11 protein-coding genes are annotated in these 14,233 nt (G+C 48.0%); 9 read left to right on the top strand and 2 right to left on the bottom strand.

What is annotated here, in order from left to right; translation table 11 throughout:
• Positions 1 to 238 precede the first annotated feature (238 nt).
• Positions 239 to 1,435, bottom strand: coding sequence for a Y-family DNA polymerase (locus tag GQE98_RS12635; RefSeq protein ID WP_161315980.1), 1,197 nt, complete (start codon positions 1,433 to 1,435; stop codon positions 239 to 241).
• Between the two features lie 33 nt (positions 1,436 to 1,468).
• Here GQE98_RS12635 and GQE98_RS12630 point away from each other — a divergent pair, with 33 nt between their 5' ends.
• Entirely contained in the window at positions 1,469 to 1,801 is a 333-nt protein-coding gene (locus tag GQE98_RS12630) for a hypothetical protein (RefSeq protein WP_161315979.1), read from the top strand.
• Between the two features lie 6 nt (positions 1,802 to 1,807).
• Positions 1,808 to 3,430, top strand: coding sequence for a GIY-YIG nuclease family protein (locus GQE98_RS12625; protein WP_161315978.1), 1,623 nt, complete (start codon positions 1,808 to 1,810; stop codon positions 3,428 to 3,430).
• Positions 3,431 to 3,929: 499 nt separating this feature from the next.
• Here the strand turns inward: GQE98_RS12625 and GQE98_RS12620 are convergent, their stop codons facing one another.
• Entirely contained in the window at positions 3,930 to 4,835 is a 906-nt protein-coding gene (locus tag GQE98_RS12620) for a LysR family transcriptional regulator (protein ID WP_161315977.1), read from the bottom strand.
• Between the two features lie 115 nt (positions 4,836 to 4,950).
• Here GQE98_RS12620 and GQE98_RS12615 point away from each other — a divergent pair, with 115 nt between their 5' ends.
• From GQE98_RS12615 to GQE98_RS12585, 7 genes are all read left to right on the top strand, one after another.
• Positions 4,951 to 6,108, top strand: a complete 1,158-nt coding sequence (locus GQE98_RS12615; RefSeq protein ID WP_161315976.1) for a nitronate monooxygenase — start codon at positions 4,951 to 4,953, stop codon at positions 6,106 to 6,108.
• A gap of 66 nt (positions 6,109 to 6,174) precedes the next feature.
• Positions 6,175 to 8,103 carry a flavin-containing monooxygenase gene (locus GQE98_RS12610; protein WP_161315975.1) on the top strand — a complete coding sequence of 643 codons (1,929 nt, stop codon included), beginning with the start codon at positions 6,175 to 6,177 and terminating at the stop codon, positions 8,101 to 8,103.
• Positions 8,096 to 9,790 carry an AMP-binding protein gene (locus tag GQE98_RS12605; RefSeq protein ID WP_161315974.1) on the top strand — a complete coding sequence of 565 codons (1,695 nt, stop codon included), beginning with the start codon at positions 8,096 to 8,098 and terminating at the stop codon, positions 9,788 to 9,790. Before GQE98_RS12610 ends, GQE98_RS12605 begins: the two co-directional genes overlap by 8 nt.
• Before the next feature lie 26 nt (positions 9,791 to 9,816).
• Complete coding sequence (locus GQE98_RS12600; protein ID WP_161315973.1) at positions 9,817 to 11,352, top strand: acetyl-CoA acetyltransferase; 1,536 nt, start codon at positions 9,817 to 9,819, stop codon at positions 11,350 to 11,352.
• A 20-nt stretch (positions 11,353 to 11,372) separates the two neighbouring features.
• A complete protein-coding gene (locus GQE98_RS12595; protein ID WP_161315972.1) occupies positions 11,373 to 12,176 on the top strand; it encodes an enoyl-CoA hydratase-related protein in 804 nt (267 codons plus the stop codon).
• A 191-nt stretch (positions 12,177 to 12,367) separates the two neighbouring features.
• On the top strand, positions 12,368 to 12,898 hold the full coding sequence (locus GQE98_RS12590) for a TRAP transporter small permease subunit (RefSeq protein WP_161315971.1): 531 nt from the start codon (positions 12,368 to 12,370) through the stop codon (positions 12,896 to 12,898).
• Positions 12,891 to 14,198 (top strand): TRAP transporter large permease, encoded by a 1,308-nt coding sequence (locus GQE98_RS12585; protein WP_161315970.1) that lies wholly within the window; start codon positions 12,891 to 12,893, stop codon positions 14,196 to 14,198. The genes GQE98_RS12590 and GQE98_RS12585 overlap by 8 nt, the downstream gene beginning before the upstream one ends.
• Positions 14,199 to 14,233 lie beyond the last annotated feature (35 nt).

The raw sequence follows: 14,233 nt of genomic DNA, 5'->3' as shown, positions 1-14,233 counted from the left end.
AACTTATAACTAGAATAGTGGTTTGACGAGAGGCAATATCGTTTAAACGCCTACAGAGTTCTGCTGACGCGTTTCAGGGCTGGTTTGGTCATCTATGTGCCCGAAGGCGATGTAAGCGACTCTACGCGCTTCCCAGAGAGATTTGATGGAGTGTTTGCAGCATTGATGGCGTCAGGATGCATTTGTTTCTGAGCTAATATTTCAAATGGTCCAATAATTTTGATGGAAGAAGTGAAATTTATCCCTTCTCAAAGAATCCCGGAGGGTCCTGATGCTCTCCATATTTCACCATACGTTCCCCAAAGCGGCGGTTGATATGGTCGATAACAATGGCGAGCTTTTCCGGCTTGTTTGGCATACCTGGCGAAAGCGGCGCAAACAGGTCGCCATTGCGCTCTGTTAGCAGGACCAAGTCGCCAAGGTGAACGCTGATCGACAAAACATCTCCGTTGCTGCGACGGCGGATGTCTCGCCAAAGCCCTTCATACAGCGAGAGTAGGAACCGTGTATCCCGCGTTGCCCCAATCTTCTTTCCTGCATGACGTCCGCCGTCAGTCAATCGAAGAGATAGATGGAAATGCCGAGTGCAATAGCCGTCCCTGCGCATTCGCTCCGACGCCTTTTCGACCAGCCAGCGTCCAACCAGTCTTGCCTTGTGTGGCGGGCGGTATTCGGGCGCGAGAACTTTACTGTTCCCATAGCCATTTCGCTTGGTCGGCATAAGCGGGATATCCATTCCCCGCAAGGCTCTGATAAACCGCTCTCCCTCAACCGAATGCCAAATCATTCTGGCATGGCGCGGATCAAGATTGTAAAGCGCCTTCACGTCATAAATCTGCGCACCATAGAGCTTGCCCTTGATGCCTTGTGAAATACCCGGCAGGTCATCCAGGGAGAGATGCCTGATAGCCTCCGGCATGTTCTCAGGAGCCAGCCATTGAAGCCCGTCCGGTTTCTCCAGCTTGCCCGCTATCTTTGCCAGTAGATGGTTCGGACCGATGCCAATGGAACTGCGAAGCTCCGAGCCGACCTTCTCCCGTATCGCCGCCTTGATCTCACGGGCAAGGTCCAGCGCCCGGTCCAGACTGGAACTATCGCCTCCCAGCGCCACCTGGAATTCATCAATGGAGCGGACAAACTCCAATTCCGCAATTTCATTAATGACACGGGCGATTTTCTGATTAACCCGTACATACAGTCGATGCCGGGAGGGGCGGAAGATAATACCGGGGCAAAGCTCCTTCGCCGCATAGATACGGGTGCCGGTTTTGATGCCATATGCTTTGGCTTCATAACTCGCCGCAACGCAAGCCCCTGATTCATTGTCGATTGCCGTAATTGCCACCGGCTTGCCTCTAAGTGATGGGTCTGCCTGCTGCTCCACACTCGCAAAAAAGCTATTCATATCAACATAAAGGGACCGCATAGGCGTCATGTCATAAAAATCCGTCTTGCAAAATGAAGCCAAATGTTCTCTTTTTGTTCCATGACGGAAAAGAAAAAGCAACTCGGAAATGTCGCCTTTGGTGGCAACTGGTCGGAAGAGCTGGTTGATAATGACCAGCTTCAAAGAAGGCTGTACGTTATCGAACGGGCGGCGAGGGATTGTACACGCCGGGATGTGCGCAGCCGCCAGTTAGAGAAGGCGCTGGAAGAGATAAGCCAAACGATTGAAAAGGGGCCACAACTGACGCGGCGGTTTATGAGGGCTCTTGCAGAGCCAAACCCCGGTTTGAGGCATATGGAAGCTAGCCGGGTGGCGCGGATTATCAGAAGGTCAGTTGGTGAAATGGAGTTCTGATCAGATATGAGATTGAAGCCCACACACAATACTCTGAATAAAGAGGTGATTTTGTTTAAAGGCCGTAAGTATCAAGGTGTACGCGACCTTTATCACAACTCCGGAGTTACGCCAGCTGTGGGTGTTGCTACGGTTTGTGGAAGGCTCCGCAGAAGGCTCCTTAAGAAAGCACATTTAACTGAAGAGGACTACGCAGAATGTATCGAACTCTCAGCCGATGAGTATAAAAGGCGTTTCAGAGTTAGAAAAACTTGGGTTTCTATCGAAAATGCGAAACATGACTTAAGACAGCTCTATGAAGGGCTTCCTGAGCCTGCTGTTAAGTATGCCACATTCCGAACACGGGTAAAATCTGTTGAAAAGCGATTTTCGTTGTCATTTGAAAAGATAAAACAAGCTGCATGCTCCGACTACAACACTTGGAGTAATTTATATGGTGGCGGTCGCCGCAGAAAGTTTGATTATCTTGGAGACTTTTATCCAAACGCGAGAGGTGAGTATCCTAGCTTCACAGCGTTTTTGAAGAAAATAGGGAGATATGAAGACCGGGCATATCTCAAGCAAAGAAAGAAAATGAAATGGGATATAGATGTTGCCTTAGAAGAACCTGCAATACCGGCGACTGATCGCTTGGGGAGAATTTATAAGATAGTTCAGCTATCAACCGGGAAAGTCTATGTAGGACTTACCATTAATTCATTGGAACAAAGATATGCTAGCCACTTAACGTCGGCAAATTCGAAATCATCCATCTCCCCCTTGCATAAAGCATTGCAAGAATTCGGCCCTGATGATTTTGAACTCGAAGAGCTAGAAGCTAATCTGGAAATCAATGTTTTAGGGAGAAAAGAGAAGTACTGGATATCAGCACTTAATTCCGTTGTGCCAAATGGCTTTAATGCTAATCGAGGCGGAACTATTGGAGGAAGTAGAGGTAAGCCGATCGTTATTATGGGTGTGAAATATCCATCACGTGTCGAGGCGGCAAATCTATTGAGCCTGAAGCTTGATCTTGCACCGCATGTCATACTCACTCGTTTGGCGCGAGGCCAAATTTTGCCAAAAACTGCACGCAAAATGAGTCGACATCCTGACGCAGGTACAAAATTTTTCAGAATCTGGAAGTCTTTGATTAATGGCGTGCGAAATGGAACTAGGTCTGGCCCTATATCTTCCCGTTGGCAGAATTATGATAACTGGTCTGCAGATGTGCTTCCAAGCTATATCGAGGAATACCAACTAGTAAGAATTGATGACACCAAAGCTTGGGAAATTGAAAATTTTAAATGGGTAACTATTCAACAGAAAGTGGAGAGAGTTCACGGTAAGGGATACTGGATTTTCAATAATTACTATCCAAGTAAGAAATCTGTTTCAAAAAAATTTAATATAGCGGTTTCGACTTTCACTTACCGAGTAGAAAAACTTGGATTGTCTCCCGAAGAAGCAGTTTCACGAGAACTTGGCCTAACATCAACGAAAGGGTTGAAGTTTGAATTTGAAGGTGAAAGTTATCCAAGTCAAACAGCTGCTGCACGTATACTAGCGAAACAACACATCATATCCTTTGATCGGGCTCGTGACCGGATCCGACGGAATATACCGACTGAGCGTTGGAGTAGTATGTAAACCCTGACTTTGAAACGCCAAGAAAGATAATTGCTAGTAGAATGGCTGTTCCCGAAAAGTGGGTTGGCATAGCAACTGCGTTCGGAGAAGAACAAGCAAATTGGATAGTGGAAGTATTGAAATCTTCTGCAAGTTCAATAAAAACGCCCGTAGAAGCTTGCTGGCAAGCTCTAGACCAGTTTGGGATGATATAGGGGGGTAGCCAAAGGCGCCGCAAGCGACACTCAGAGACTCTAGGAGGCTTTTAGAGCATATATAAGAACATTGGTGTTTCCTTACTGAAGTCCTAGGGCCAATTGAATTGATATGTGGGGCTTGGGGCCAGAATATTCTGCAACGATTAAGGAACCTTATGCTTTTAGTTTTCTAAAGAAGGCTTTGTGGATGTATAAGTTTGTTATCCTGAAAATCAAAGCCGTGTTAGTGAATGGCTGCCATTATTTTGAGATCTTATATTTATGATTAATCGAAACGAAGTAACCTAATAAAGAAATATATTTTATTGTATTCCGATCTTGATATTGGCGTATTCAATGAATTTTTCGACAGCAGGGGTCCTCTCTCGATTGCGATATGTAGCAATGGCGAGATTTTGTTTGGGAAGGCCTATCGTATTCTCCATCAACATATATCTTTCCTTCAGTCTATCGAAATTATCCGTGACATTGAAGACCGGGGAGTAAGCGTCACTGTTTAGGACAATACGTTTTATCAGCTCAAAATCATGGCATATGTAGAAAGGTTCCACTGGTTCAAGCTCGTGAAGGCTATAAAGGCCTCGAATTTCACTGCTCCCTTGCTCAACAACGGCTGCTTGGGCTAGTGGGTAAGCAAGTATATCGGTTGGGTCCATTTCAGGAAGTTCACTAAGCGGGTGATCCTTTCGAACCATGATTTTACAATAAAGCGCGCTCAATTTCTCAATTTCCAATTCAGACCAGCGTTCCATATGTCCGGCGCGTCCGAAAAGCAGATCGAGTTCGTCGCTCACAAGCATTGGCACGAGATCTTCACCTGATCCAGCGATTGTTTCTATCCGGATGCTAGGAAAATTCTTAACAATCTCTATGATTGTCGACGCAGCAAAAAGTTGAAAGATGGAAGAGGCAAACCCTATGCGCAGTCGGCCAGTGTTTAAGTTGCCATGCTCGCCAATATGTAGCATCAGGTCGTCAAATGAGTAGAGGATTTTTTGCGCTCTGCTCACAAAATCCTTTCCAACGTCCGTTGTTTTCAACCCTTTAGATGATCTATGAAAAAGCTGTAACCCAAGCTGCGCCTCAATTTCGGCAATGCTTCTGGTCAAAGCGGGTTGGGTAATGAACATATTTCGTGCCGCCAATGTCACACTCCCCGACCGAGCAACTTCAACTGCATGTCTGAGTTTTCGTATATCCACCGTCATTATCAATATGCCCTTTATTTATATTAGGTATCATATTTAGCATTTCCCTGCATATTAATTTTTTGTCTTAATAGCCTCAACAAATGAAAACAAAAACGAATGCGGGTAGTATCTGATGAAATCCAAAATCTGTGACATGCTGGGAATCGATTTTCCTTTAATTGCATTTAGTCATTGCCGTGATGTTGTCGTCGAAGTGTCGAAGGCTGGCGGGATGGGGGTGCTGGGTGCAGCACCTTTGCATGCAAAAGATCTGGCAATGACGTTGGATTGGATTGATGACAATATCGATGGAAAGCCCTATGGCGTAAATATCATCGTTCCCAATAAATATGTTGGAAAAATAACGGATGAAAAAGGGTCGGTAGATAAAAAGACCCCTCCCGAAAAAATTGATTCCACCGCTCAGAGGAATTTTGTTCGAAAGCTTCTTAACAATTACGGAATCGATACTTCAGATCTAACGGATGATTTGATGCAGCGGAAACCTCGTATTGCAAAAAATGCTGACTTCAGCGGTAATTCCCAAATATTAGATATTGCCCTGTCGCACCCGGTTAAATTGCTCTGTAATTCACTCGGTGTGCCGCCAGAGCATATGATTGAAAAGGCGAAAGAACGTAATATCCCACTGGCGGCGCTAGTCGGAAAGAAAGAGCATGCCATTAATCAGGCAAAGGCGGGAGTTGATATTATTGTCGCTGCTGGCGGCGAGGCTGGCGGTCATTGCGGAGAAATATCAACCCTAGTTCTCATTCCCGAAGTTTGTGAAGCACTGCGTGATTTTGGGGACATTCCCGTGCTGGCCGCAGGCGGAATCGTTACTGGATCGCAGATGGCGGCCTGCATGGCCATGGGAGCTGCCGGTGTCTGGACGGGATCCGTTTGGCTTACAACGGCTGAGGCGGAAACCAATCCCGTTGTGAAGGAAAAAATGTTGGCGGCGCGGTCTAGTGATACCGTGCGATCAAGAAACAGAAGCGGGAAGCCCTCCCGGCAGTTAAGGTCCGCTTGGACGGACGCCTGGGAATCAGATATCGCCCCAGAAGCTCTTCCTATGCCCTTTCAAACCAGCATTGCTGAACCGGCTATGGCTAAAGTTCTTAAACTGGCTGAGTCTGGACACGAGGGAGCGAAGGAACTGGCCTCATATTTCGTTGGGCAGGGTGTGGGTATGATGAATCAGCAAACGACAGTTCGCCAGGTTGTCTACGAATTTATGGATAATTTCATTGAAGCGTCGGAACGACTGCAATCCTTTAACCAGGAATGACAGTTTTTACTGAAATACAAACAAGTAAAGCTAAGAAGTCAGTTAATCACGGAAATTATGCTTCAAATGGATTTAACGGAACTAAAAAAAGCGACGAATAGCGTAATTCGGAAGGCTTTGACAGATGCGAATATCCCGACACTTCTCATTGTCTTAGCTCATCTAGAAGAAGACTTACCAATGTTGTCAGGTGATGAACTACCATCCAGCAGCATCGATGGTGTTTCGAATATTTCTCCCAGACGGCAGCGGGAAATTCGCGATTATGTATTTCGCGTTCTTTGCGAACTTCGGGATGGTAAAAGATCAATTCCCCCGCTGCCGGATGCTGACACTTTGCAAAAGATGGCTTCCGTCTATGTAAATCAGCCAGTAGCGGAAGAGTATATACCGATGATGCTGAGCGATATGGGGTTTGACGGCACAACACTTGAGAAACTCAAGTGGCAGCAGCAACCACCAAAACAACGTCGCGATGAATTCAAGGTTACAATTATTGGCGCAGGAATATCTGGGCTTTGCGCGGCGGTGCATTTGCAGCAGGCGGGCATCCCATTTGTGATTATAGAGAAGAACCCGACCGTCGGTGGCACATGGTATGAAAATACTTACCCAGAATGTGGTGTAGATACACCAAATCATTTTTACTCTTTTTCCTTCGAACCCAATTTTCATTGGTCTCGTTTCTATTCCAAGCGCGATGAGATTTTTGCTTATCTCGAGCGGTTCGCCAACAAATATGATCTGAGGCGCCATATCCGCTTTGAGACAGAGGTTCTGCGTGCCGACTATGATGATAGCGAGAAGAGTTGGCACCTATCCATTCGTGATAAGAATGGACGAGAGGAAAACCTCCAGACGAATGCGTTAATAAGTGCGGTAGGTCAGCTTAATCGTCCCAAGATACCAGATTTTCCCGGAAGGGATACGTTTGAGGGAGCAGCCTTTCATTCGGCACAATGGGAACCCCAACATGATCTTAAGGGAAAGAAAGTTGCTGTCATTGGCACTGGCGCATCGGCAATGCAGTTTGCGCCGGCAATCGCTCCTTTGGTGGAAGAACTGACTATTTTTCAAAGGTCACCACATTGGATTAGAATGTTGCCGGACTACCATCGCGAAGTAAGTGAAAATAAGGCGTGGCTGCTTCGGAACATCCCTTATTACCGAAACTGGTATCGCTTCAAACTATTTTGGAGCTATGGCGACGGTATTTGGGATTCCCTGCATAAAGATCCTGAATGGTTGCATAGGGATCGATCACTGAACTCAGAAAATGAATATCACAGGCAAGTCTATGTTCGTAACCTGAGAGCGGCCTTGGATGATGATGCGGATCTGATAGCAAAGGTCATTCCAGACTACCCTCCTTTCGCCAAGCGCATGCTGATCGACAATCATTGGTGTGAAATGTTGAAGCGGGACAATGTGAACCTTCTTATGTCCGGCGTTCAGCGGATAGAGAAAAATGGCGTTGTCGACGATGACGATGCTTTGCATGAAGCCGATTTGATTATTTATGCAACCGGATTTCACGCACATGACTTTCTCTCCCCGATGGAAATCCATGGTCGCGATGGAAATACACTATCCAAGGCGTGGCGTGATGATCCAAAGGCATATCTCGGCATAACAACGCCCGGCTTTCCCAACATGTTCATGTTGTATGGGCCAAACACGAACCTGGCGCATGGTGGCAGTACAATTTTCCATGCGGAATGTCAGGCTCGCTATATCACGCAATGCCTTATGCATCTGATCGAAACAGATAGCCGGGAAATTGAAGTGCGTGAGGAGGTCAACGCTGACTACAACGACCGTGTCGATATAGAACATAACAGCATGGTTTGGACCCATCCAGATGTTGGTAATTGGTACAAAAACAGCAGGGGGCGTGTGGTTTCCAATTCTCCCTGGCGGTTGGTCGATTATTGGTCGATGACCCAGCAGCCGAACTTTGACGACTTCAAATGGGCAGGCAATAAAAATGGATAAAAAAGTTACTGCAAATATTGAAAGTACTGAAGATTTGCCGCTTGCACCGGTTCTGGATGCTGTCGCGAAGGCGGTTCCGGATCGGCTGGCACTGGTTTTTCGGGACCGTCGTTTCACTTTTGCAGAATTTAACGACAGATCATGGCGCTTCGCGAATGCGTTGTTAAGCCAGGGCATTACGATACAGACCCTACGCAAAGAACTGAAAAACTGGCAGTCGGGTCAGGATCATGTTGCCATTCTGATGTACAACTGCAGTGAATATCTTGAGTGCCTCGTCGGCTGTTTCAAGGCGCGCGCGGTAAGCATTAATATCAACTACCGCTATGTCGCGGAGGAATTTCGTTATATCCTGACCAACGCGGACACCAAAGCGATTATTTATCACGCGCGCTTTGCACCGCTGGTATCAGAAGTCCTGCCGGATATTCCCAAACAGAAACTCCTTGTTCAGATTTCAGATGAGTCCGGAAATGCACTTCTGCCGGGCGCGATAGAGTATGAAACACTGCTCGCATCTTATTCCCCGGACAATCCAAGGCTTAGCTATTCCGCAGACGATCTGCATATTCTCTATACCGGCGGCACGACCGGAATGCCAAAGGGAGTACTGTGGCGTCAAGGCGATTTTCTCGCCGCTCACTTAGGTGGCAAACGCCGAGACAAAAGCACAATAAATTGCGTTGAGGAATTTGTTGGTGCTGCCCAGAAATCAAAGGGATTTGGTATACTTCCGGCAACACCTTTCATGCATGGTATCGGGCAACTTGCATCCTTGAGAGCTTGGACGCGCGGCGACTATGTGATTATTCCAAATGTTACCGCGTCGTTCGATCCGGCTGATATGCTTTCACGGGCACAGAAAGAAAAAGTTGCCATCTTGACCATCGCGGGTGATGCCTTTGCCCGTCCAATTCTGGAAGAAATGGATCGGTGTCATTACGCTCTCGAGTCGCTCAAATACATTATTACAAGTGGCACCATGCTGTCGGACGCTCTCAAGGCGCGCCTAATGGAGATGCTCCCCCACATTACAATAATTGACGCGATCGGAGCGACGGAAACCGGTCCAAGTGTTGAGAAAACGACAACAGACAGGAACAGCGCTTTTAAAAAGGAATTTCGTATTTCGGAGCATTCGGTTGTCTTCAAACCCGACATGAGTGGCTTTTTGGAGCCGGGCCATGAAGGGCTGGGGTGGTTTGCAATCCGAAAACATGTGCCATTGGGATATCTGGGTGATCCTGAGAAAACCGCTGAAACCTTTCCGGTCTTTGAAAACACCCGCTACTCCATAACGGGAGATCGTGTTCGACTGGTTGGGGAGGATCTCATCGAGTTTTACGGCCGAGATTCCATGACCATCAATTCAGGTGGCGAGAAAATCTTTGTGGAGGAAGTCGAACGCGCAATTTTGGAGCATGAAGAAATTACTGATGCCGTTGTGAGTTCAAGACCGAGCGAGCGCTGGGGTAGTGAGGTAGTCGCGCTGGTCTCCACTAAAGCCGGAAAGTCAATCTCAATTCATTCAATTCTGGAGGAGGCGGGTAAACATATTGCTCGATACAAACTGCCCAAAGCCTTTGCTTTTGTGGAAGCAATTCCTCGCGGGGCCAATGGCAAGGCGGACTACAAGCAGGCAAAAAAGATCGCTGGCGACGATACGCTCACAGTTAATGTGAATTGAATGCGACTAGCAGGGGAAAGAAAAGTATGAACCAAGATTTAATGCCCATTCTGATCGGTGGCGGACAGATTACCGAGAAAAAGACCGATATTGAAACAGCCTCAACACCGATGGACCTCATGGAGAAGGCAGTTCTTGATGCAGCAGATAACGCGGGGATTAATCCAGACCGCCTCACCGATCTGGATACGCTGGTTGTTATCAAAAGCCTCTATGAATTCACTCGAAATTCGCCGGAAGCTTTGGCGCACCGGATCAATGCACAATCTGCGAAGCAATGGATACTGCCGGCAAGCGGTAACTATCCGCAATTTCTGGTCAATAAATATGCGGAAGAAATTGCCAATGGAAAATCCCGTTTTGCCTTGTTTGCGGGGACGGAGGCAATGGCGACAGGGCGCAAACTGATCAAATCAGGGAAGAAACCTGACTGGCAGGAGCCAAGTGATCGCGATCCCGATCATATGCAACCGGAAATGTCCTTCGGGAATGAGCATGAAAAAGCCTATGGCATATGGCCGGCTCGGTATGTTTACCCACTCTTTGAAAATGCGCTGCGCGGAAAATACGGGCACGATATTGACACCCATCAGTTGGCAATTGGCCGCCTGTTCGAAAAATTTTCCGAAGTGGCAGCGGATAACCCGCATTCCTGGTATCCAATACGCAGAAGTGCCGAAGAGATTGCCATCCCGGGCCCAAGCAACCGCTTTGTCAGTTGGCCCTATACTAAATACATGAATGCGATGAACCAAGTTAATCAGTCAGGGGCGATCCTGATGACCTCAGTTGGTTTCGCGAAGGAACTTGGTATCCCGGAAGAGAAATGGGTTTATTTGCATGGGTGCGGTGATGCGGACGAAATATGGAATGTAAGTGAGCGGGTGAACTATCATTCTTCGCCTGCCATTAGGGTCATGGTGCGCGAAGCAATGAATATGGCGGACCTGGGTGCCTCCGATATTGATTTCTTCGATATCTATTCCTGCTTCCCATGCGCGGTGCAAGTGGCGCGGGATGAACTCGGCATTCCGGTCGATGATGATCGCCCACTGACGATTACAGGTGGACTCCCCTATCATGGAGGGGCGGGCTCCTACTCGCTAAATGCCATCGCAGCTATGCTGGACAAAGTAAGGGAAAATCCGGGCAAGTTTGGTATGGTAACGGCCAATGGTGGATATCTCACGAAGCATGCAGCGGGGATTTACTCTACTAACAGACCCGTTTCTCCAACGGAAGGGATGGCGCCTTGGCGGCGGACCGACCCGGCAGAATACCGAGATGAAATTCAGAATATGCCGCGTCCGGAATTGGTGGAAAATCCCTCCGGTGCAGCAGTTATCGAAACCTATACCGTTGGGTTTGGGCGTGATGGGCAGCCGGATAGATGCATTATTGTCGGTCGGTTGGGGGATGGATCTGATCTAAACGCACCCCGTTTCCTGGCCTACTCTCCAACAGATAGCGATCTCCTGCTCTCCATGACCAAGAGTGACTTTCTGAATGCTCCAGGGCGAGTTGAGCGCCAAGGCAAATACAATATTTTTTCCCCTAATTGAGATCGTGACGGAGGCAGAAAATGTCATTAGTCAGCTATGAAGTTAAAGATCACATTGCTACTGTTCGACTAAATCGACCAAAAATGCGCAATGCGCTTAATCCGGAAATGATTGTTCGTTTGGCGGATGCCTGGGCATCTATTCGAGAAGATAATGATGTGCGCGTCGCCATTCTTACCGGCGTTGAGGGTAGTTTTTGTTCGGGCGCGGATCTCGGTGAATTGATCCCACTACTCTCCGGTGCAAAAGAACCGAAAGATGAGTGGGGGCAAAAAATTCAGGAAGACCGGAAATTGATATCCAAGGCCCTCCTGCGTGATTTTGACACCGAAACACCCGTTATCGCAGCGATAGGCGGTCATGCTATCGCAGGTGGTATGGAAATTCTGCAAGGCTGCGACATTCGCGTTGCCATTCCCGATGTTAAGCTGGGCGTGCAGGAGGTGAAATGGGCGATCGTTCCGGGCGGGGGCTCGACTGTGCGGATGCCGCGGCAAATGCCTTACGCAAAGGCGATGGAACTGCTTTTGACCGGCGATACGATTTCCTCACAAGAAGCGCTTGAACTTGGGTTCCTGAACTATGTTGTTCCGGCAGAACAGCTCATGTCGAAGGCCATGGCAATTGCAGAGACAATTGCCGGTAACGGCCCACTTGCGGTGAAGGCAATTCGGGCATCTGCACGTGCTTGTCTCGGACTGCCAGAGAAAGAAGCGCTTCGTCTGGAAACCAAATATGCCATGCCAGTGCTTGCCACCAAGGATGCGCGGGAGGGACCGCGGGCATTCAAGGAAAAACGCAAGCCTGTGTATAGGGGAGAGTAAGCTATTCGCGGCGTGAAATTGCCATCTACAACTAACAATGTGGCAAAGCATGTGGCGGAGCAGGATAAACCGATAGGGGTGTAAGGCTATCGCAATACAAGACTGAGAAACAGCATTTATAGCGATATGCGCCGCGATAAAACGCAGTTCGCGGCATAACAATGAACTGCAATTACGTTTGGGAGGTATAATTGATCCTGAAGTTTCTTGACCGTATTACGGAAAGCTTCACCCTGCTTGGCGGTATGGCGATCGTTTTGATGTTGCTGCAGATAACTATTGATGTCTTCTGTAAGTATTTCTTTAACATGCCGCTGTTGTGGACGATGGACGTGGTGGCCAACTATATGATGGTAGCCATTGTTTTCCTTCCGCTGGCGCAAGTCGAAAGGCAGAATAGTCATATTCGCGTGGAACTCTTCGCGCAAATGCTTGGCGACAATGGAAGGCGAGCAATTGCTATATTTTCAGGCATTGTAGCAGCTATCTATTTTGGTGCCATAACATGGCAAACCTGGGCGGATGCCATCGATAAATACGAAATTGGCGAATATGTGATGGGCGAGGCGCAGGTCACCGTCTGGCCTGGACGTTTCTTCTTACCGTTCGGATGCGGATTACTCGTACTGCTCCTGCTCTACAAGTTGTGTCGATATGTGACGGATAAATCCTTCTTTATGGCTGAACAAGGTACTTCAACAATGGAGCACTTCGATGAGTGATCTGGCCATTGGGTTTATCGGTCTGGCGGTCATGGTCATCTTGATGCTGCTCTATGTACCAATTGGAGTGGCCTTGGGTCTGGTTGGCGCACTCGGGATATTTGTCCTTCTAGGGGCCGGTCCAATGTGGGGAATTATTACAGCTATACCCTATGACTTTGCTGCGCATTGGACTTTGAGTTCCATCCCGATGTTTCTTTTGATGGGCTATGTCGGCTTTCATGCGCAGCTTACAGATGGGTTGTTTAAAACGGCGAGGCTTTGGCTATCCGCTTTGCCCGGTGGGTTGGCTATTACATCAATTGGTGCAAGTGCAGGTTTCTCTGCGGTGACCGGATCGAGCCTTGCCTGCGCGGCTGCCATGGGCCGCATCGCTGTCCCGGAAATGCTGCGCTATAAATATGATAAAGGGTTGGCATCGGGTGTTGTCGCCGCCGCGGGCACCATTGGTTCGATGATCCCGCCGAGCATAATGCTCATCATCTATGGTGTATTTGCGGAAGTTCCAATCGGGCAGTTGTTTATCGCTGGCATTATACCGGGTATTTTGACGGCGGTTATGTTCTCAATAATGGTCGTCATCCGCGTCAAGATTAAGCCATCCTTGGCTCCTGCCGCGGATATTATGCCGACATGGCAGGAACGCTTTCAATCGCTGGGAGAGACCTGGCCGCTTCTGATCATAATCTTCGCGGTGATCGGCGGTCTGTTTTTGGGCATATTCACACCGACGGAAGCGGGTGCTGTCGGGGCATTTCTCTCTTTCTTTGTTGCGGCGTTGAGAGGGAAACTGACCTTTGACCTAATCAAAAAATCTGTGACGGAAACGCTAGTCAGTACGTCCGCAATATTCGTCATTGCTATTGGAGCGGCAATCCTGACGCGGTTTCTTGCATTAACAGGAATTCCCGATTTTCTGTCAGACTTCGTACTGGACTCGGCGGTTAACCCCTTTGTTATATTGCTGGGCATTGCGCTCGTATATCTGATCCTCGGGATGTTTCTTGACCCGCTGGGCATCATGTTGCTGACGCTGCCAATCTTTCTGCCGATTGTTGAGTCTGCTGATATCAACCTGATCTGGTTCGGCATTTTAATCGCCAAGTTCTTGGAAATTGCGCTGATAACACCGCCGGTCGGGTTGAATGTGTTTGTCATCAAGGGAATTGTCGGTGACGCCATTCCGACAACTACAATATTTCGAGGCATATTCTGGTTCCTTATAGCTGACCTTATCACCATGACCCTGATGATCGTATTTCCAGAGATCAGTCTGTGGCTGCCAAGGTTAATGAGTTGATGAAAGAAGGATCCTTCCGGCTTAGTTCACCATTA

Source organism: Sneathiella litorea, from assembly GCF_009882915.1.
GTDB classification, from domain to species: Bacteria; Pseudomonadota; Alphaproteobacteria; order Sneathiellales; family Sneathiellaceae; genus Sneathiella; species Sneathiella litorea.
Note: the sequence above shows the minus strand (reverse complement) of the source record. Positions and strands in the feature narration are given on the sequence as shown.

Excerpts from the sequence above, each read along its gene's own strand:
- GQE98_RS12635 (WP_161315980.1), bottom strand. The coding sequence starts at position 1,435 with ATGACGCCTATGCGGTCCCTTTATGTTGATATGAATAGCTTTTTTGCG.
- GQE98_RS12630 (WP_161315979.1), top strand. The coding sequence starts at position 1,469 with ATGTTCTCTTTTTGTTCCATGACGGAAAAGAAAAAGCAACTCGGAAAT.
- GQE98_RS12625 (WP_161315978.1), top strand. The coding sequence starts at position 1,808 with ATGAGATTGAAGCCCACACACAATACTCTGAATAAAGAGGTGATTTTG.
- GQE98_RS12620 (WP_161315977.1), bottom strand. The coding sequence starts at position 4,835 with ATGACGGTGGATATACGAAAACTCAGACATGCAGTTGAAGTTGCTCGG.
- GQE98_RS12615 (WP_161315976.1), top strand. The coding sequence starts at position 4,951 with ATGAAATCCAAAATCTGTGACATGCTGGGAATCGATTTTCCTTTAATT.
- GQE98_RS12610 (WP_161315975.1), top strand. The coding sequence starts at position 6,175 with ATGGATTTAACGGAACTAAAAAAAGCGACGAATAGCGTAATTCGGAAG.
- GQE98_RS12605 (WP_161315974.1), top strand. The coding sequence starts at position 8,096 with ATGGATAAAAAAGTTACTGCAAATATTGAAAGTACTGAAGATTTGCCG.
- GQE98_RS12600 (WP_161315973.1), top strand. The coding sequence starts at position 9,817 with ATGAACCAAGATTTAATGCCCATTCTGATCGGTGGCGGACAGATTACC.
- GQE98_RS12595 (WP_161315972.1), top strand. The coding sequence starts at position 11,373 with ATGTCATTAGTCAGCTATGAAGTTAAAGATCACATTGCTACTGTTCGA.
- GQE98_RS12585 (WP_161315970.1), top strand. The coding sequence starts at position 12,891 with ATGAGTGATCTGGCCATTGGGTTTATCGGTCTGGCGGTCATGGTCATC.